This window comes from Galbibacter kalidii (assembly GCF_026241135.1).
GTDB lineage: Bacteria > Bacteroidota > Bacteroidia > Flavobacteriales > Flavobacteriaceae > Galbibacter.
The window spans coordinates 1-18,109 of the sequence record NZ_JAPFGA010000018.1; the positions used below are offsets into that span (position 1 = coordinate 1).

The 18,109-nt window shown below is 38.9% G+C and carries 18 protein-coding genes; 9 read left to right on the plus strand and 9 right to left on the minus strand.

Features of this window, described 5'->3' with window-relative positions; translation table 11 throughout:
- Positions 1–218 precede the first annotated feature (218 nt).
- Positions 219–1,463 carry an ornithine--oxo-acid transaminase gene (rocD, locus tag OOZ15_RS16340; protein WP_265957513.1) on the minus strand — a complete coding sequence of 415 codons (1,245 nt, stop codon included), beginning with the start codon at positions 1,461–1,463 and terminating at the stop codon, positions 219–221.
- A 260-nt stretch (positions 1,464–1,723) separates the two neighbouring features.
- Between rocD and OOZ15_RS16345 the strand changes: the two genes are divergently transcribed.
- From OOZ15_RS16345 to OOZ15_RS16360, 4 genes are all read left to right on the plus strand, one after another.
- A complete protein-coding gene (locus OOZ15_RS16345) occupies positions 1,724–2,113 on the plus strand; it encodes a lipocalin-like domain-containing protein (RefSeq protein WP_265957514.1) in 390 nt (129 codons plus the stop codon).
- Positions 2,114–2,282: 169 nt separating this feature from the next.
- The gene (gene rlmD, locus OOZ15_RS16350) at positions 2,283–3,692 is read left to right on the plus strand and encodes a 23S rRNA (uracil(1939)-C(5))-methyltransferase RlmD (protein WP_265957515.1); all 1,410 of its coding nucleotides are present in this window, start codon (positions 2,283–2,285) and stop codon (positions 3,690–3,692) included.
- A gap of 22 nt (positions 3,693–3,714) precedes the next feature.
- On the plus strand, positions 3,715–4,257 hold the full coding sequence (locus tag OOZ15_RS16355; protein WP_265957516.1) for a DUF6452 family protein: 543 nt from the start codon (positions 3,715–3,717) through the stop codon (positions 4,255–4,257).
- The gene (locus tag OOZ15_RS16360) at positions 4,238–5,023 is read left to right on the plus strand and encodes a DUF6048 family protein (RefSeq protein WP_265957517.1); all 786 of its coding nucleotides are present in this window, start codon (positions 4,238–4,240) and stop codon (positions 5,021–5,023) included. The genes OOZ15_RS16355 and OOZ15_RS16360 overlap by 20 nt, the downstream gene beginning before the upstream one ends.
- A 12-nt stretch (positions 5,024–5,035) precedes the next feature.
- Here the strand turns inward: OOZ15_RS16360 and OOZ15_RS16365 are convergent, their stop codons facing one another.
- Positions 5,036–5,269 (minus strand): hypothetical protein, encoded by a 234-nt coding sequence (locus OOZ15_RS16365; RefSeq protein ID WP_265957518.1) that lies wholly within the window; start codon positions 5,267–5,269, stop codon positions 5,036–5,038.
- Positions 5,270–5,287: 18 nt separating this feature from the next.
- Positions 5,288–6,445 carry a THUMP domain-containing class I SAM-dependent RNA methyltransferase gene (locus OOZ15_RS16370; protein WP_265957519.1) on the minus strand — a complete coding sequence of 386 codons (1,158 nt, stop codon included), beginning with the start codon at positions 6,443–6,445 and terminating at the stop codon, positions 5,288–5,290.
- An 82-nt stretch (positions 6,446–6,527) separates the two neighbouring features.
- Between OOZ15_RS16370 and OOZ15_RS16375 the strand changes: the two genes are divergently transcribed.
- Together OOZ15_RS16375 and OOZ15_RS16380 are read left to right on the plus strand one after the other, a co-directional pair.
- Complete coding sequence (locus OOZ15_RS16375) at positions 6,528–7,202, plus strand: ZIP family metal transporter (RefSeq protein WP_265957520.1); 675 nt, start codon at positions 6,528–6,530, stop codon at positions 7,200–7,202.
- A 13-nt stretch (positions 7,203–7,215) separates the two neighbouring features.
- Positions 7,216–7,644, plus strand: a complete 429-nt coding sequence (locus OOZ15_RS16380; RefSeq protein ID WP_265957521.1) for a DUF4268 domain-containing protein — start codon at positions 7,216–7,218, stop codon at positions 7,642–7,644.
- Between the two features lie 346 nt (positions 7,645–7,990).
- Here the strand turns inward: OOZ15_RS16380 and OOZ15_RS16385 are convergent, their stop codons facing one another.
- Entirely contained in the window at positions 7,991–9,073 is a 1,083-nt protein-coding gene (locus OOZ15_RS16385) for a Gfo/Idh/MocA family protein (RefSeq protein ID WP_265957522.1), read from the minus strand.
- A gap of 288 nt (positions 9,074–9,361) precedes the next feature.
- Entirely contained in the window at positions 9,362–10,597 is a 1,236-nt protein-coding gene (locus OOZ15_RS16390; RefSeq protein WP_265957523.1) for an ABC transporter permease, read from the minus strand.
- A 3-nt stretch (positions 10,598–10,600) separates the two neighbouring features.
- Between OOZ15_RS16390 and OOZ15_RS16395 the strand changes: the two genes are divergently transcribed.
- Positions 10,601–11,836 (plus strand): exo-beta-N-acetylmuramidase NamZ family protein, encoded by a 1,236-nt coding sequence (locus OOZ15_RS16395; RefSeq protein WP_265957524.1) that lies wholly within the window; start codon positions 10,601–10,603, stop codon positions 11,834–11,836.
- A 3-nt stretch (positions 11,837–11,839) separates the two neighbouring features.
- Here OOZ15_RS16395 and OOZ15_RS16400 read toward each other — a convergent pair whose 3' ends face one another.
- Entirely contained in the window at positions 11,840–12,673 is an 834-nt protein-coding gene (locus OOZ15_RS16400) for a sterol desaturase family protein (RefSeq protein WP_265957525.1), read from the minus strand.
- A gap of 41 nt (positions 12,674–12,714) precedes the next feature.
- Complete coding sequence (locus tag OOZ15_RS16405; protein ID WP_265957526.1) at positions 12,715–13,209, minus strand: YkgJ family cysteine cluster protein; 495 nt, start codon at positions 13,207–13,209, stop codon at positions 12,715–12,717.
- Between the two features lie 106 nt (positions 13,210–13,315).
- Here OOZ15_RS16405 and OOZ15_RS16410 point away from each other — a divergent pair, with 106 nt between their 5' ends.
- Positions 13,316–14,020 carry a class I SAM-dependent methyltransferase gene (locus OOZ15_RS16410; RefSeq protein ID WP_265957527.1) on the plus strand — a complete coding sequence of 235 codons (705 nt, stop codon included), beginning with the start codon at positions 13,316–13,318 and terminating at the stop codon, positions 14,018–14,020.
- Here OOZ15_RS16410 and OOZ15_RS16415 read toward each other — a convergent pair.
- A complete protein-coding gene (locus OOZ15_RS16415; protein WP_265957528.1) occupies positions 14,010–14,672 on the minus strand; it encodes a DUF1684 domain-containing protein in 663 nt (220 codons plus the stop codon). The two genes, OOZ15_RS16410 and OOZ15_RS16415, sit on opposite strands and share 11 nt — an antisense overlap.
- 311 nt (positions 14,673–14,983) lie before the next feature.
- On the opposite strand from OOZ15_RS16415, the gene OOZ15_RS16420 reads away from it, so the two are divergent.
- A complete protein-coding gene (locus OOZ15_RS16420) occupies positions 14,984–16,195 on the plus strand; it encodes an MDR family MFS transporter (RefSeq protein WP_265957529.1) in 1,212 nt (403 codons plus the stop codon).
- Positions 16,196–16,266: 71 nt separating this feature from the next.
- Here OOZ15_RS16420 and OOZ15_RS16425 read toward each other — a convergent pair whose 3' ends face one another.
- On the minus strand, positions 16,267–17,664 hold the full coding sequence (locus tag OOZ15_RS16425) for an alpha/beta hydrolase (protein ID WP_265957530.1): 1,398 nt from the start codon (positions 17,662–17,664) through the stop codon (positions 16,267–16,269).
- Between the last annotated feature and the right edge of the window lie 445 nt (positions 17,665–18,109).

Below are 18,109 nucleotides of genomic sequence, written 5' to 3' on the forward strand. Positions count from 1 at the left end.
TCTTTCTTCATACTGTGTAAAATTTAAAATTAATAAAAAAATATCGGGGGTCATGACCCCCGATATTTTCTATTTACACAGTTTATGAGATGCTACCTATGTCAGGTTGAGCGCAGTCGAAACCTCCTGATTTTCAACAATCATTTAGTTCTCGACTGCGCTCGAACTGACAAGAAACAATCTGGCAAAGCCAATATCATTTTCAAGGAATAGTCACACTACCCCTCAAATTCCTTCAATGTCTTTTTAATAATCGACACACAATCGGCTAACTGTTCTTCGTTTATCACCAATGGAGGTGCAAAACGGATAATGTTCCCGTGTGTGGGTTTGGCCAAAAGACCGTTTTCTTTTAGTGCCACACAGATATTCCAAGCGGTTTCGCTCTCTTCGCTGTCGTTGATAACGATGGCGTTGAGCAAGCCTTTACCGCGAACTAGCTTCACTATCTTGCTTGTTTTTATATAATCGTTCAATCCACTTCTGAATTGTTGCCCGAGTCGCTCTGCATTTTCAGCCAATTTTTCGTCTTTAACCACTTCAAGGGCTTCCATAGCCACCGCAGCAGCGACAGGGTTCCCTCCAAAGGTACTCCCGTGCTGTCCGGGTTTGATCACATCCATAACCGCATCGTTTGCCAAAACAGCGCTAACCGGATACACTCCGCCACTAATGGCTTTTCCGAGGATCAACATATCGGGCTTTACGTTTTCGTGATCCACGGCGAGTAATTCTCCCGTTCTTGCGATCCCGGTTTGTATTTCGTCAGCGATAAACAAAACACCGTGTTTTTTACACAAAGCTTTTGCTTTCGTTAAATAGCCTTCACTTGGCACATATACTCCGGCCTCTCCCTGGATAGGTTCCACCAAAAAACCGGCAATATTTTTGTCCGATTCCAAGGCCTTTTCCAAGGCTTCTGTATCGTCATATTCAATTTTAATAAAACCGGGGGTGTATGGTCCAAAGTTTTTACGGGCATCTTCATCGTTGGAAAACGAAATAATAGTGGTTGTTCTTCCGTGGAAATTGTTTTTACAAACAATAATTTGTGCTTGCTCCTCAGGAATGCCTTTCTCTTCATAGGCCCATTTCCTACAGATCTTGATTGCTGTTTCCACTGCTTCGGCTCCTGTATTCATCGGCAGAAGCTTATCAAAACCAAAATAATCCGTCGCATAACGCTCAAACTGTCCGAGCATATCGTTATAAAACGCTCTTGAGGTCAGCGTGAGTTTTTTTGCCTGCTCAGTCATGGCATTGACAATACGCGGATGGCAATGTCCTTGATTTACTGCCGAATAGGCCGAAAGAAAATCGTAATACTTTTTTCCTTCTGCATCCCACATAAATACACCTTCACCCCTACTGAGTACAACCGGAAGTGGGTGGTAATTATGTGCTCCATACTGATTTTCCAACGCCATGGCGTCCTGAGAAGTGAGTTTTTCTACTACTGTCATTTTGAAATTGAAATTTTTAATCGTGATACTTTACAATTCCTTCTTTTTGGAGAGAAATCATCCATCTTTTTACCATTGACAGGTAATAGTAGTGCCTGCAATTTACGATAATTATGGAGATGCTGAAAATGATGGGATGGGGGATTTTGTTTTACATGCATTTGAAGTGGTTATCCTGAATTGATGAGAGAATAAATACTTATTGTAAATTTAAACGCAACCATACAGAAAAAATATCATCTAATAAAAAACGATTTATTATGAAAAAAATACTAACCCTAACTTTAATCGGATTTTTGTTTATAGGTTGTTCAAACGACGACGGTGATACAAATCAAATAACGGGTAATTGGAAATTGGTTGAAGCCAAATTTTATGGACTTGGAGATGGTAGTGTTTCCGATGGCTCAACTGACTACACAAATGAAAATATCATGTACAATTTCCAGACTAATGGAATTCTAATCGTCTCAGGTGGAGAAAATGCTGGATATCCAAGTGGAGAATATGAATACTCTTTCGAAAAGGGGAATTCAGAATTATTGGTAAAAATAAACAACCAGAACTGGACTTCTGCTTTTATAAACGGAAAAATGGTTCTTGGTGATTCATTTGCCGACGGTCCCGACCTCGTCTTTGAAAGAAAATAAATATGCCACTTCGCCTATGACGGGCTCACAACAAATCATAGGACTTTTAACCGCTAGGAACGCAAAGGTATACGCAAGGTTCGCTATGAATTGACAAAACTTATGCTCTCCCTCCACAACTCCCCCACTTCATACTGTGCAATCCAACTAAAAATCCTATTTTTGCGGCATGTCAAGAAAGCGTAAAAAACCATTTTTCGAACAGGTAGAAGTGATAGATGCCGGTGCCAAGGGCAAAGGTGTTGCCAAAGCTCCTGACGGCCGTGTGATTTTCCTTCCCTATGCCGTTCCCGGAGATGTTGTGGATGTACAGACCTTTAAAAAAAGGCGTGCGTATTTTGAGGGTAAAATTACCCGTTTTCATACCAAATCCCCGAAACGTACTGCTCCCGAATGTGAACATTTTGGGGTTTGTGGTGGTTGTAAATGGCAGAACATGGGCTATGAACATCAGTTGTTTTACAAGCAAAAAGAGGTGGAAAACAACCTGAAACGCATCGGAAAAGTGGATTTACCGGAATTTTCGCCTATCCTCGGTTCAGAAAAACAATATTTTTATCGCAACAAAATGGAGTTTTCATTTTCCGACAGCCGTTGGTTGACACAGGAGGAAATAGACAGTGGTGAAGAACTTGACGACAAGAACGCACTGGGATTTCATATTCCGGGGATGTGGGACAAGATATTGGACATCAAAAAATGTCATTTACAGGAAGATCCTTCCAATGCTATCCGTTTGGGGATTAAAAATTTTGCTGTTGAAAACGGATTCCAATTCTTTAACCCTCGCAATCAAACAGGTTTATTGCGAACGGTGATGATCCGCACCTCCTCTACCGGAGAGATTATGGTACTTATTCAATTTTATGACGATAATCAGGAGCAACGGGAACTGTTACTGAATTTTCTGAAAGAAGAATTTCCGCAGATCACTTCGCTACAATATGTGGTCAATCAGAAACAAAACGATACTATTTACGATCAAGAAGTGATTTGTTATGCAGGGCGCGATCATATTTTTGAAGAAATGGAAGGTTTGAAGTTTAAAATTAATGCGAAATCTTTTTACCAAACCAATTCAGAACAGGCTTACGAACTGTATAAAATAGCTCGTGATTTTGCCGGATTATCCGGAAACGAACTCGTATATGATCTTTACACCGGGACGGGCACTATTGCACAATTTGTAGCCAAGAAAGCTAAAAAAGTAGTGGGTGTAGAAGCTGTCCCTGAAGCTATTGAAGACGCCAAGGCCAATGCACAATTAAATGGTATCGACAACGTTAGCTTTTACGCAGGTGATATGAAGGTGGTATTTAATGACGAATTCATAAAAACCAATGGCACTCCTGATGTTATTATAACCGACCCCCCTCGTGACGGGATGCACAAGGATGTGGTCAAGCAATTATTGAATATCGCTGCGGAGAAAGTCGTATATGTGAGTTGCAACAGCGCCACACAAGCCAGGGATCTCGCTTTGATGGATGAAATGTATAAAGTAAGTAAGGTTCAGCCTGTAGATATGTTCCCACAAACACATCATGTGGAAAATGTTGTACTTTTGGAAAAACGATAAAGCAGATTTGGATAGATAACAAATGAAAAAAATATTAACAGTACTTTTTATAACCTCCTTGGGAACCGCCTTTTTTTCGGCTTGCGAAAGAGACGATATTTGTCCGCCGGGAGACCTGACCACCCCGGTATTAAAAGTAGGATTCTATAACCTACAGAATCAGGATAGTGAAAAAAGAGCAACGCGATTGCGTATTCGGGGGATGGATTCAGTAGGGGACACTTTGGCTGTATTAAATACTTTTCCGGATCGGACCCACAGAACTGAAGTCGATATCCCGCTAAAAACCTATGAAAATTCAAGTACTTTTCAATTTATCTTTGATTCGGCCAGTGATGAGGATGGGAACGAAACCGGAAACATCGACACCATACAATTCAATTACGTCAGGCAAGAGCGTTTTGTTTCCAGGGGTTGTGGCTATGCTGTAAGCTTTGATCGACTGGAAGCCGTTCTAAACCCTGAACAGGGTACCACTTCAACTGAAGGATGGATATCCTCCATATTTGTTCAAGACAGAAATATTCAACATCAAGACACCATCCATGTTAAAATATATCATTAACAGTTTATTTTTTCTCTGTGTTTTTATCGGTTTTTCCCAAGAGGAAAATCAGACTGAAACAGACACAACCGCTACCGATAGCATTGTTTATAAGCAACGTTATGGCTTGCGTGTGGGGATCGACCTTAGCAAACCTTTACGTACTTTTTTAGATGATAATTATCAGGGTTTTGAATTGGTAGGTGATTTCAGACTTTCCCATAATTTTTATGTGGCGGGAGAATTGGGAAATGAAAAAGTAACCCGCCAAGAAGATAATTTCAACTTTACAACCAGTGGAAGTTATCTCAAATTAGGTTTCGACTGGAATACATATGAGAATTGGTACGGGATGGAAAACATCATCAATCTGGGGATCCGTCTTGGACTTAGCACCTTTGAACATACGCTCAACGAATACCAGCCCTACACTCCCAACCAATATTGGAATGAAGCTGAAAGCGGTATCATGGGAGAAGAAATGTTGGGCGATTATAGTGGTTTGAATGCACAATGGGCAGAGGTTGTTTTAGGAATTAAGGTTGAACTTTTCCGAAATATATTTATGAGTGGAAGCGTACGCTTAAATTACCTCGTCAACGAAACCGAAGCCAGTCAGTTTCCCAACTTATTCATTCCCGGATTTAATAAAGTGACTGATGGAAGTAAATTTGGTGTTGGGTATAACTACACCCTTTCCTATTTGATCCCGATATTTAAAGCCAACAAACCCAAAAAGAAGAAAAGAGAAGAAGCTGTTGAAGAAGAGCCTTTACCTGAAAACTAAAAAAACAGCTTATTATTTCACATCGCGGAATCCTTTTAAAAAGATCCACTTCATTTTGATCTTTTCAACTCCATTTTCAGTAACCACAGCAAATTTTGGCGACAAAATACTGGCTGAAAATGCCGCTATCAAGACCAAAATCAAATGATTTAAAGAAAAAAGATACAAAAGGCTAAAGCGCACTATCAAAAAGATAGCTATAAAACCTATCATATTGTATATAAATGCTTTTGTTTTTAGGCTCATAGGCTTGAAATTTTGTAATTATCGGTTGAACTTTGCTTTTTTACTGCCTTCATAGATATCGTATTTCAGCAGTTTACTTTCCAACTTTCCATTAAAAAGTTTGATCCTTCTGGAAGGGCGTAATCCCACATTTTTGATCGCTTCCATATTCGCAGTGATAAACCAGGCTTCTGTATTGGGATAGTTTTGTTTGAGCGTGTCCCCTATTCCTTTATAAAAAGCTTCCATTTCTATAGGGAGTCGCTCGCCATACGGCGGATTGAAAAGCATGTGTAGTTTCCCTTCTGTTGTTTTTTCAGAATCAAAGAAATTGTTTTGTTCGATGCTTATATATTCCGACAAGTTGGCGTTCCTCACATTATCCTTAGCTTTTCTCACTGCTGAAGGCGCTTTGTCGAATCCGTACACCTTATGATGGAATTCCCGTGTTTTTTTCAAGCTGCTTTCTACTATTTTATCGAAAAAGTCTTCATCATAATCCCTCCATTTTTCAAAGGCAAATTCCCTTCGGTTAATGTTCGCCGGGATATTACAAGCGATCATCGCCGCTTCAACGAGAATTGTTCCGCTACCACACATGGGGTCTGTAAAATCTGTCTCTCCGTCCCAGCCACTCAACAACAGCATTCCCGCAGCCAAAATTTCGTTTATCGGAGCGATATTCGTCATCGTTCGATACCCACGATGATGCAACGAAGCTCCTGAACTATCCAGTGACACCGTACATATATTCCGTTGAATATGAACGTTGATCTGAAGATCAGGATGTTTCAAATCTACATTAGGGCGCCGTCCTTGTGTATTCCTGAATTTGTCGGCAATGGCATCCTTCGTTTTTAAAGCTACGTAAAGCGTATGATTGAATATATCAGAATTTACAGTCGCATCGATGGCAAATGTATTATCATGAGTAATATATTCCTCCCAATTCATTTTATAGACCTGATCATAGAGGTCCTGTTCATTTCTTACTTTAAAAGTTCGGATGGGTTTTAATATCTTGATGGCAGTACGCAGACATAAATTCGCCTTATACATAAAACCTGTATCTCCTTCAAAAGAGACACTTCTAACTCCTTTTTCAATGTTCATGGCGCCCAATTTCTTCAACTCCTCTTCGAGAATTTCTTCAAAACCGAACATGGTTTTGGCCACCATTTTAAAATTATTCCCCATAATATAACTACACTATAAGGCAAAAATACATTAATTTAGCTCCTTAAAAACTGTTCAACATATATTTTCAGCACTTTTTTAAATGATCTACTACATCCTGCCCATATTGTCTGTTTTGATAGGCTACCTTTTTGTGCTCACTTTTAAATTGAAAGAAAAAACCACACTCAAACTATTTTTAGCTTTTAGTGGGGCTTTCCTTTTATCTATCACTGTTTTTCACTTGTTTCCGGCGGTTTATCACGAAAAAAACACCAAAGAGATAGGCATTTTTATCATGTTGGGTATCCTTTTGCAGATATTCCTCGAGTTTTTCTCTAAAGGTGCTGAACACGGCCATGTTCATCTGCACAATGATATCAAGGTTTTTCCGTGGTTGCTTTTTATCAGTTTGAGTATTCATTCCATTTTAGAAGGTTTTCCTATCCATCAACACGAAACTTTGTTATACGGAATTATTGTCCATAAAATTCCCGTAGCCATTATTTTAAGTACTTTTTTCTTAAGCTCAGGAATGAGCAAAGGGAAAATTGCGGCTTTCTTGATTTTATTTTCCCTGATGACCCCTATCGGAAGTTTTATTTCTGAATATTTTCATGCTATAAAACAGTATTACCATCAAATTTCGGCCATCGTTATTGGTATTTTCTTGCATATTTCTACCGTCATTCTTTTTGAAAGTTCGGAAGGACATAAATTTAATTTACGGAAATTGCTGGTCATTGTTTTCGGAATTATAATCGCTTATTTTATTTAATATAGGACTTATCATGTTCAGTAGGGAAGAATCAAGAGCATTGCGAAAAGAATTTTGGGTCTCGTTTGGCAAATCGTTTCCCCGAAAATGGATCTTGTATCACACCAAAATCAAGCATTTTTCGTTCAAATTTCATTTCGACACCAAAAAGGCTATGGTGGTTTTGGATATTGAAGATCAAAATCTGGAAAACAGAATCAAATATTACGAAAAACTGGTTTCGCTCAAAAGTGTCTTACTGGAAAATTATCTACCCGAAGCAGTTTATGAAGATATTTACTTTTTGGATAACGGAAAGGAAATCTCACGAATCTATGTCCTAAAAGAAAAGGTTAGCATCCACAATAAAAATACATGGCAAGAGACTATGGAGTTCCTTAATAAAAAGATGCTGAAATTTGAAGAGTTTTACAGGGATTTTGAAGATTTTATCAAGTCTTAAAACAAAAAAAGAACTAGGAGTCCTATAAAAATACGACTCCATAATTCTTGTCAAGCCTATAAAAAAGCCAATTATATAGCTCCCACAAGACTAAGTACCATGGAAACAACAACCCATGATAAAATAGCGACGAGGATAAATACAATTGCTTTTAATGCGAGATTAAGAATTGTAGTTCCGTTATGTAATGAATGCCCCATAAAAAAAGATTTAATCATTAATAAATAAATTAACGATTTGGGGCAGTTTCGGTATTTACCTAAAAATACAAAATTTTATATAAAAAACAGAATTTCAATAAGGTAAAAACAAATCATCCTGTTGAAATGCAATAAAAACAGATGAACTAAATTGATACCCATTTACTATCTGAAGCGGCAGATTCGTATATTTTTTCGACGATATGAATATCTTTTAAACCTTCTTCTCCCGGAACCAACATGGGTTTCCCATTTATGATCGCCAAAGCGTCATCATCCATCTGTTTTGCCTGCTGATTTCCCTCAAAGGGTTTTAACGCTTTCCCGTCACTGGTTTTACCCCGCACTCCCGAATATGACTGAAAGGGTCTCAGGTAATACCATCCATTTTCGCAGTTCGCTTCCAGATTATTTATGTTTTCTCCCAAACTGGTTTTTCCATGGGCTGTGGTTCCATCAGCAAATTTCAGGTCAAAAATGGTGGTTTCGTCCACTTCAAAATATACTTTTGGTCTGTTGGTTTCGTGCCGTGCACTTACCGAAACAGGTTCCATTCCGGTAGTATAACGAATGGCGTTAAGCGGATAAACGCCCATATCCAGCATCGATCCGCCTCCCAAAGCTTTGTTTTGCTTCCAGTGCGCCGTCCGACTATCATAATAACCCGCTTCGGCAATTACATCCTGAATGGCTCCATAAGGTTTTGTTTTGGCCCATTTCATCAGGGTTTGTGTGTTCGGTTCGTGATGCATCCTATAGCCAATAGCGAGCTTTACCTTGTTCTTTTTACAGGCATCTATCAACATTTGACATTTTGCGGCACTTACATCCATCGGTTTTTCACACCAAACGTGTTTTCCGGCATTAGCACCGATAATTCCGTAGTCGGCATGCATTGCCGGTGGAAGTACGATATAAACCACATCAATTTCATCGTTATCTGCCATTTGGTGCATGTTTTCATAATTATACACATTGCTGTCCTTAATTCCGTATTTAGCTTGCCATCTCGGAATCTTCTCAGGGCTTCCGGTAACGACTCCTTTTAATTCACAATATCTGGTGAGCTGTAAAGCCGGAGCTAAAAGGTTTCGGCTGTAATTTCCCAGTCCTACTAGTGCCACGCCTAGTTTTTCTTTTTTCTTCGGAAATAAATAAGCGGGATATGGCATAATCCCCGCCGCTATTATCAAACCTGAATTACGTATAAATGTCCTTCTGTTTTGCATAACTATCTATTTCCCTGAAAGTTAAATATTTTTAATGCAAATCCATCAATAGAAAAAGTTAAAAATTGTTACGGGGTAAATGATCGTAAGACAATTTAGCATTCATGTTTTATCATGTAAAAAAAACACCCCTAATGAGCTACGCTCGCAAACCTCGCAACAAAATATATTTTACCACTCTGTTTGTCCTCAAGGGGACAATCCCTCTAATAATCTGGATTGCAAACCTTCAGAAAGCTCAAGGTGAATTGAATTGTAAAGTTTTAAGCTTGGAATTTGAATATTGGTTTACTCAAATTTAATCGACCTTGCGGGTGAGATTTTTGTAATGATATAAGAAGGTACCAACAACATCAGCATACAGAGGATCAAGGTTCCGACATTTAGCAGTACTATATGTACCGGATTGAGATAGACCGGAGCTTCAGATACGTAATATGAAGATGGGTCCAGCGAAATCAATCCGAAGTATTTTTGCAACAATAACAGACCAACCCCGATCACATTTCCCCAAAAAAGTCCGATACCGATCAAATAGGCAGCATTGTACAAAAAAACTTTTCTGATACTCCAATTACTGCTTCCCAAGGCTTTTAGTATTCCAATCATTTGAGTGCGTTCCAGTATCAGTACCAAAAGGGCTGTAATCATATTAATTCCACCTACAATAATCATAATACCGATAATGATGGCTATGTTAAAATCGAACAAGGCCAGCCACTCAAAAATGGTATAATATTTACTCGAAATGGTTTGTGAGTCCAGTGTAGATAAAGTAGAGCCGTAAATTTCGCGTCCCTTCTGTTCTATCTGATTAAAATCCTCTATAAAAACCTCAAAAGTGCCTATTTCATCATCTTTCCACCTGTTCATCCGCTGGATATGACGCAGATCAATAAAGATATAATTGGTGTCAAAATCTTGAAAACCGCTATCGTAAATCCCGACAATCTTTAGTTTGATCTGATTGGGGATATCGTTGACGTTATCTTTTAAGAAAAAAGCCCAAAACTCAGTTCCTAACTCAAATTTTAGCCGATTAGCCAAATATCTTGAGATCAATACCTCTTCATTTCTTTTTTCAGAATAGTCCGACAAGCGTCCTTCCACCAAAAACTCTTCGAAAGGTCCCCAGTTGTAATCATTCCCAACACCTTTGGCAATAATTCCTTCAAAAGTATCTTCAGTTCGAATAATCCCGCCTTTGGTTGCTACGGCCTGAACGTGTTTGATACCTTCTACATTTTTAAACTCCGGATAAAAATCTTGGTGAATGGAAATCGGGTTTACCGATACATCTGAAGTATTGTTGTCGTAGTTGAAAATTTGTATATGTCCGTTGAAAGCCGATATCTTCTCCCTGATCTTTTTTTGCAAGCCCACTCCGGTAGCAATGGCTATTAGCATCATAATAAAGCCCATTGCGATTGCTGCAATCGCAATTTTTATTATTGGTGCCGATATACTACTTTTATGCTCCTTGCCTTTGATAAGACGTTTGGCAATAAAATATTCTAAATTCAAACTATGACATACTTTATAGGATTCAAAAATACATTTTTATTCTTGTTTTTTTTAGTGATTTCCTGCGGGAATGGTCAACAGCAAAAAAATGAACCACAAAAAATGATTTCAGCAGAAAACGATCCTGCTGAAAAAATAGCAGTTGGTGCTAACAGAACCGATGCATACTTACCCGTTCTTAAAGGCAAAAAAATAGGTATTGTTGCCAATCAGACCTCTGTGGTCTTCAAAGATGATGGAGGTTACACCCATCTTGTCGATTCCTTGCTTGCACTTGGAGTTGATGTTCAAAAAATATTTTCGCCCGAACACGGGTTCAGAGGAAAGGCAGATGCCGGGGAAAAGGTAGAAGATAGTAAAGATCCTAAAACACAGCTTCCCATTGTTTCCCTGCACGGAAAAAACCGAAAACCATCTTCAGCAGTATTAAAAGATCTCGATCTGGTTGTTTTTGATATTCAGGATGTGGGGGTGCGTTTTTACACCTATACTTCTACGCTGCATTTGGTGATGGAAGCTTGTGCCGAAAACAATATTCCTGTGATGGTTTTAGACCGTCCCAACCCTAACGGGAGTTATGTTGATGGTCCGACTATGGAACCCGAGCACAGCGGTTTTCTCGGTTTGGTTCCTATTCCATTGGTGTATGGATTGACCATTGGAGAATATGGAAAAATGCTCAATGGCGAAAAATGGCTCGCCAATGGGGTTCAATGCGACCTCACCGTTATTCCTATTGAAAATTACAATCACGATAAGGACTACAGCCTGCCCATTCGTCCTTCTCCTAACCTTCCTAACGATCAGTCTATAAAATTATACCCTAGTTTAGGTTTTTTTGAAGGAACGCATGTGAATGCCGGGCGTGGTACCGAATTTCAATTTCAGCGGTACGGAGCTCCATTTTTGGACAAGAATGTGTTTTCTTTTCAATACACCCCTCATCCCAACTTCGGAGCGAAAGCGCCAAAACACGACGGAAAAGTATGTTATGGAGAAGACTTGAGCAATATCACCCCGCCAAAAAAGGTGAGTTTTCAATGGTTGATTAAAGCCTACCAGTATTCGACTGACAAGACTAAGTTTTTTAAAGACGTATCATTTACCCATCATGTCGGGAATGAAAAAGTGCGCCAGCAGATCGAAACCGGAAAAACCGATAAGGAAATCCGTGCTTCCTGGAAAGAAGACCTCGAATCATTTAAAAAAATCCGTAAGAAATACCTGATTTACGAATAAGCCTTAATCAAACTTGGCACCATTGGGAGTCCGGTATTTTTTAAAAGGGATTTTCAGCAGTTTAACCACATCTGTGTTTGAATCCACATCAGGATAGGTGTCTATTCCGTAGACGATCTCTTCATTTCGCATTTTCACAAAAGTGCCAAAAAGACGATCCCAAATGGAAAAAATATTTCCATAGTTCGTGTCGGTATAGGGTAACACATAATGGTGATGTACTTTGTGCATATCGGGGGAAACAATCACCCAACTGATGATATCATCCAGTTTTTTTGGTAATTTGATGTTCGCATGGTTGAATTGTGAGAACACGACCGACATGGATTGATACAGCAGTACGACCCCGATGGGAACTCCCCCAATCAAAACGCCCAGTGTGGTAAACACAAATCGGATTACACTCTCCCCCGGGTGATGCCGATTGGCCGTCGTGGTATCTACGTGATTGTCTGTATGGTGAATCAGATGAAACATCCACAGGGGTTTTAGCTTATGCTGTATCCAATGGGCAAACCAAGCACCTACGAGGTCTAAAATCAATAACCCACTCAAAACCGCAGCCCAGAGCGGCATATTGAGCCATTGTAGAAGTCCAAAATCGTGTTCTACCGTCCAATCTGATGTTTTTAACAAGATAAAAGCCAACACAAAGTTGACAATAATGGTCGTCAAGGTAAAAAAGATATTGGGCCACGCATGCCTGAACTTTTTGTAATCGAATTTAAAAAGCGGAACGCCATACTCCAACAACCAGAAAAAAGTGATTCCAGATATCAGTATCAAACTCCGATGTGAAGATGGGATGCTCTCAAAATAATTTACAATCGTTTCCATAGCTACAAGATACCAAAAAAATGAAATTCAGAAGGTGGTTGTTATTTCGGTAATCGTTTTTTTATGGCTTCCACAATATTGTATGCAGCCGGACAAATCGCAGTATTCTTTATGGTAAGATCAGAAATTTTGTGGAACTTCTTCCGATCGGTATGGGGGTATTCCCTGCAAGCTTTTGGCCTTACATCATAGATCAGGCAATAATTTTCAGCGTCTAAAAAAGTACAGGGTACTTCCTGAAGCACATAATCATTGTCTTCGTCTACCTTTAAATAAGTATTGATAAATTGTTGAGTCTTCATTTTCAAATGCTTTGAAATCCGCTCGATATCGGCATTGGTAAACAAAGGTCCTGTGGTTTTACAACAATTGGCACAGGACAAGCAATCCATTCTGCTAAATTCCTCATCATGCAACTCCTGCATCACATAATCGAGGTTTTTGGGCGGCTTTTTCTTCAGCTTCGCAAAATACTTCTTGTTTTCGTTATGCTTGTCTTTCGCTAGCTGCGGAAGTTGTTTTAAAATCTCCTTCATAATAATCAAATGCTATCCTTGCAAAAATAGCTAAATTACTTTCAAAAATTAGATATGATCTCCATTAAGCTTTAACTTTGTGCTTTCAAATGTTAGGACTCCATTCATGAAAGACCTCCTCGGCAAAGCCATTTCTGATTATTACTCCGGAAATTTTTCTGAAGACCTGTTAACAGAAACTTCCATTTCTGAGGAAGATGTCCTTCCTATAACCTATCTTTTCAGGAATTATGATGAAATGCCGGCTATCGAACAAAAAGCACTGGATGAAAGTTATGGAAAAGTCCTGGATGTAGGATGTGGTGCAGGGAGTCATGCGTTGTACCTTCAGAGTGAGAAAAAGCTGGATGTTACAGCTATGGAAATTTCCGAAGGTGCTGTTGAAACCTGTAAAAAAAGAGGCGTACAGCATGTAGTCCAACAGGATGTTTTTCAGTTGAAAGATGAAAAATTCGACACTATTCTTATGCTGATGAACGGCACCGGTCTCTTTGGAACCTATGCTGAAGTCCCTCAAAAACTCTTGCATTTAAAAGGGTTGCTCAACGACAACGGACAAATCCTGATCGATTCTTCTGATATTATCTTTATGTTTGATGAAGATGATGATGGTGGTAAATGGGTTCCGCTTAACAACGAGTATTACGGCGAGGTAAAATACACCTTAAAATACAAGGGAGAAACTGAAACCACTACTTGGCTTTATCTGGATTTCAACACCTTGAAGAATATCTGTGACGATATCGGTTTAAAATGCGAGCTCCTGACCGAAGGGGAACATTATGATTACCTGGTAAGAATCATGATTTAAACTTCTTCACTCCTACCCTAACCGCATAATCCAAATTGTTTTCGGCAGGTACGAGCGGACACGAATATTTTTCGTTGTATGCGCAATACGGATTATAGGCCTTGTTAAAATCGATCACAATGGAATCCCCTTTCGGAATCCGCAGATCGATATAGCGTCCGCCACCATAGGTTTCTTCTCCATTGGTCAGGTCTGAAAACGGCAAGAAAAGGTAGTCCCGGTATTCTTCCGTTAGTTTTAATTGTTGATTTTGATAAATATTCAACTGAAATTCTTTCCCGTGTAAATCAAATTTGACAATTCCATATCGCACTTCTTCTGTTTTTCGGTCGGTCGTCGTCGGCATCATAAAAGGTTTTTCGTTCGGGGTGCGCTCAAAAACAGCAGTCACACTATAGGTCGTATCGATCGGAAAGAAATCCAATCCCTGAAACCTTTTTCGGTCTTTTTCAGTTAAGGGCGAACGTTCAGCATCGGCAAATTCAGCATTCAATTCCTTTTGAAATTCCTCAATAGTACCCAAAACACTTTTTTCGGCTACCGGCTTTTCTTCCTCTACACTCTTTTCATCATGATATCGCTTATCACTTTTACAAGAAAAAAAAGCAAATGAAATTACTATGATCGGGAAATATATATTTTTAATCTGCATTTCGACTATTTTTAACAAGACAAAAGTACAACTTACAGATTTTTTATTTAGCTTTGTCCGTACAAAACAAGAAATAAGTATTAGAAAATGCGACTAATGACATCATATACTATTAAGAATACCAGCGTCGATAAGCTGTATCGAGGTCGGTGCTTTTATATGATGTGACGAGTCATAACTATAAATCATTATAAAAAGCCCGACGCCAAAAACGTCGGGCTTTTTATTTCCCACACAGTGGGTTTGATGTCAGAACGACATTGAAAAATCAAAAACAGCAGTTTATTTATCAATCAAAAATCAATCAACCAATGAGAAAATTGTACTTAAGCTATGTCTCTTCTTTTGAAGGGCTCTCGCAAGAAGTATGGTGGCTTTCACTAATTACACTGATAAACAGGGCGGGAACCATGGTAATTCCCTTTTTATCGCTCTATTTAACTCAAAAACTCCATTTTACGCTCGGTGACGTAGGCTGGATTATGACCGCTTTCGGACTTGGTTCTGTCGTGGGGTCATGGATAGGCGGGAAACTCACAGACAAGATCGGGTATTACAAAATTATGGTGTTTAGTCTTATTTCTTCCGGGCTCTTTTTTATCGTCATGCAATACCTTCAAACATTCTGGGGTATCTGTATAGGTATTTTTATGGTGATGATCGCCGCCGATATGTTCCGGCCGGCTGCTTTTGTTGCACTAAGTGCCTACAGTAAACCGGAAAACAAAACACGATCGGTTACTTTGATACGTTTGGCCATTAACCTTGGGTTCTCGGCCGGACCAGCCATTGGCGGACTTATCATTACCAATTTGAGCTACGGCGGATTGTTTTGGGTCGATGGCATTACCTGTATCATTGCCGGTGCTTTACTACTGAACGTATTGAATCCTAAAAAAGTAAAGGTTTTGGACGAGGTAAAAAACCATGCACCAAAATCGGCTTACGGGGATTTTCCGTATTGGGTGTTTTTTATTGCCATGATCCTATTTGGGTTTATGTTCTTACAATATTTTTCCTCCATTCCAATTTTTTACAAGGAACTGTTTTTCCTTTCAGAAGGTGAGATTGGACTTCTCTTGGGAATGAACGGTTTTTTGATTTTTGTGTTTGAAATGCCTCTGGTAAAATATTTTGAGAACAAGCCTTGGGGTGCGCTTACTACAATGATAATCGGTTGTGCACTTGTACTCTTGAGTTTTGTAGTGTTAAACCTCTCCACTTGGGTAGGGATATTGATCGTGGGGATGCTTTTAATGACTTTCGGGGAAATGCTGGTCTTCCCCTTTTCAAATTCCTTTGCCCTCACCAGGGCCAGAAGGGGAAATCAAGGGGAATATATGGCTATGTATAGTATTGCTTTTTCGGTTGCACATATCCTCGGACACAATTCCGGTTTACAGCTCATAGACACCTTCGGATTTGAATTCACTTGGTTTTTTATGACGGCTCTGGGAATTGTTACCTGCCTACTGATTTTCTATCTTAAAAGAAGGATTGCAAGGAATATTGATAAGGAATAATTTTAATTGAATTGAGATGGTTATCAGACCTGTCAGGTTCCGAAACCTGACAGGTCTTTGAAATTACGAAATCAATACAAAACCTTTAAACCGTGGGATTCCAATATCTCATTATATTCAGGCTGAATGCGTAGCAGGGTAATCCCCTCCTGCTCGTTCAGCCTTTTTGTATCTGTAAATCCGTTTTCCAACATTTGTTCCAGATAGTAATATGCTATTCCGTAGTGGCCATCCTTTACGGTATATTTTAGAATCTCCAAATAAGAATCATAGGCTTTTGGGTCTACCAATGTTTCAAAAATACTGATGTACAATAAGTTATCGGCATGTTCTTTTTCATTGTAGGAGTCCTTTATCGCATCTGTAAATACCTCCAAATAACCCAACACCCGTTTTCCCATTTTACGTTTGGCTGGTTTGGCATTTTCCAAGTATTCTTTTTTCAATTTTTTGATTTCATCTTCCCAATATGCCAAAGATTCCAATTCCCCTGAGGCAATATCCTTTGGCAAATAAGTAGAATAATCAAATGTGTAATAAGGTTCAGCCGCGTCGATTTCCTTTTGATCGTTGCGCTGTGTTTTATATAATTTGTTTTTTCGTATTTCTTTTTCCCTGCTTTTTAGGGTATCCATATCAAAATAAGGGCGATAATTGGCTTTTATCTCCTCAATATCATTATAGGCGTTAAGCATCTCGAGTTTAAGGATCAATTCCCTGTTAAAATCTAGATCCTCATTAAAAAACTGCTGAATCCGTTCTTCGTTTTTTGGCAGAATATTGTGCGTCATCGACTTTAGTGTAAGCAGTCGTACCGCCTTAATCATATAATTTTCAGGAGGCCATGTATGTCCGCCGGGGAAAATCAAAAGCTCAGCATCAAATTTCAATTTGTCAAAATACTCCATGGCAGTTTTCATTTCCCTGTAATTAAAATCTTCGTCCCCTACCAATCCTACATACAGAAAACTGTTTCGTTTAGGAATGTACAAATCATTATTGGCAAAAGAAGCCCCACAGCCAATCACTCCTTTGATATTTTTTGAGATTGTAGCAATGGCCACTGCCAATCGTGCCCCGCCCGAAAATCCTGCCAAGTATATCTTATTGGTGTCAACCGCATAAGTTTTGATTACCTTATCGTAAAAAGAGCGTGCAATATTGAAGTTTTTCTGATAGGTATCATTTTTTAAACTATTAGAACCCGCAACGATATAGCCGTATTTTTCCGCAGCTTCTACAAAGGGTGCTACAGCCAACTTTCCCTTTCCGGAGGGACCGAAAACCAAAATGACCGGCCATGTTTTTTCCGCATTATAATCTGACGGAAGATAGAGCGAATAACTCCCATTTTTGTTTTCAATGGCTATTGAATCTGTGATCACCCCAACTTCTGGAAGTTGTTCCTGAGAAAAGCCAACGGTGCTTATTAAAAAGAAGAAGATTATTTTTTTTAAATGTTTCATCATAATTCCATCCTAAATAAATTTCTATTTGTTCTTTTTTGCATTGCCCAAAAAAGAACCAAAAAAGTCTAGGCTGACGATAAAAACATAAGAAAATACTACGGAATCCCCAGCCACAGATAAAAATAACTCATTCCGCCTTGAGGGCGGAACTCAAACAGATTTTTATCTCTAGGCCACCAGTGCTTCCTTGATTTTCAATATTTTTATCGTAGGCCGGAACCAAACCCCAAACATTGAAGTTTAATCATAATTTGCAATTTCAGAGTATTTCAAAAACTCAATAAAAACGTTTTGGACGCTATTGATTTCATCATAATACTATTAAAGTAATTTTAAAATTATGGAAAAAATGATTTTAAACCGATATGATAAGACACAAATTCAATAAATAACTATCAAAACGATCATAATTAGTCCAGATATAATACCTTTGGTTTATCAATTC

Coding starts and splice junctions, on each gene's coding strand:
- rocD (WP_265957513.1), bottom strand. CDS start 1,463: ATGACAGTAGTAGAAAAACTCACTTCTCAGGACGCCATGGCGTTGGAA.
- OOZ15_RS16345 (WP_265957514.1), top strand. CDS start 1,724: ATGAAAAAAATACTAACCCTAACTTTAATCGGATTTTTGTTTATAGGT.
- rlmD (WP_265957515.1), top strand. CDS start 2,283: ATGTCAAGAAAGCGTAAAAAACCATTTTTCGAACAGGTAGAAGTGATA.
- OOZ15_RS16355 (WP_265957516.1), top strand. CDS start 3,715: ATGAAAAAAATATTAACAGTACTTTTTATAACCTCCTTGGGAACCGCC.
- OOZ15_RS16360 (WP_265957517.1), top strand. CDS start 4,238: ATGTTAAAATATATCATTAACAGTTTATTTTTTCTCTGTGTTTTTATC.
- OOZ15_RS16365 (WP_265957518.1), bottom strand. CDS start 5,269: ATGAGCCTAAAAACAAAAGCATTTATATACAATATGATAGGTTTTATA.
- OOZ15_RS16370 (WP_265957519.1), bottom strand. CDS start 6,445: ATGGGGAATAATTTTAAAATGGTGGCCAAAACCATGTTCGGTTTTGAA.
- OOZ15_RS16375 (WP_265957520.1), top strand. CDS start 6,528: ATGATCTACTACATCCTGCCCATATTGTCTGTTTTGATAGGCTACCTT.
- OOZ15_RS16380 (WP_265957521.1), top strand. CDS start 7,216: ATGTTCAGTAGGGAAGAATCAAGAGCATTGCGAAAAGAATTTTGGGTC.
- OOZ15_RS16385 (WP_265957522.1), bottom strand. CDS start 9,073: ATGCAAAACAGAAGGACATTTATACGTAATTCAGGTTTGATAATAGCG.
- OOZ15_RS16395 (WP_265957524.1), top strand. CDS start 10,601: ATGACATACTTTATAGGATTCAAAAATACATTTTTATTCTTGTTTTTT.
- OOZ15_RS16400 (WP_265957525.1), bottom strand. CDS start 12,673: ATGGAAACGATTGTAAATTATTTTGAGAGCATCCCATCTTCACATCGG.
- OOZ15_RS16405 (WP_265957526.1), bottom strand. CDS start 13,209: ATGAAGGAGATTTTAAAACAACTTCCGCAGCTAGCGAAAGACAAGCAT.
- OOZ15_RS16410 (WP_265957527.1), top strand. CDS start 13,316: ATGAAAGACCTCCTCGGCAAAGCCATTTCTGATTATTACTCCGGAAAT.
- OOZ15_RS16415 (WP_265957528.1), bottom strand. CDS start 14,672: ATGCAGATTAAAAATATATATTTCCCGATCATAGTAATTTCATTTGCT.
- OOZ15_RS16420 (WP_265957529.1), top strand. CDS start 14,984: ATGAGAAAATTGTACTTAAGCTATGTCTCTTCTTTTGAAGGGCTCTCG.
- OOZ15_RS16425 (WP_265957530.1), bottom strand. CDS start 17,664: ATGATGAAACATTTAAAAAAAATAATCTTCTTCTTTTTAATAAGCACC.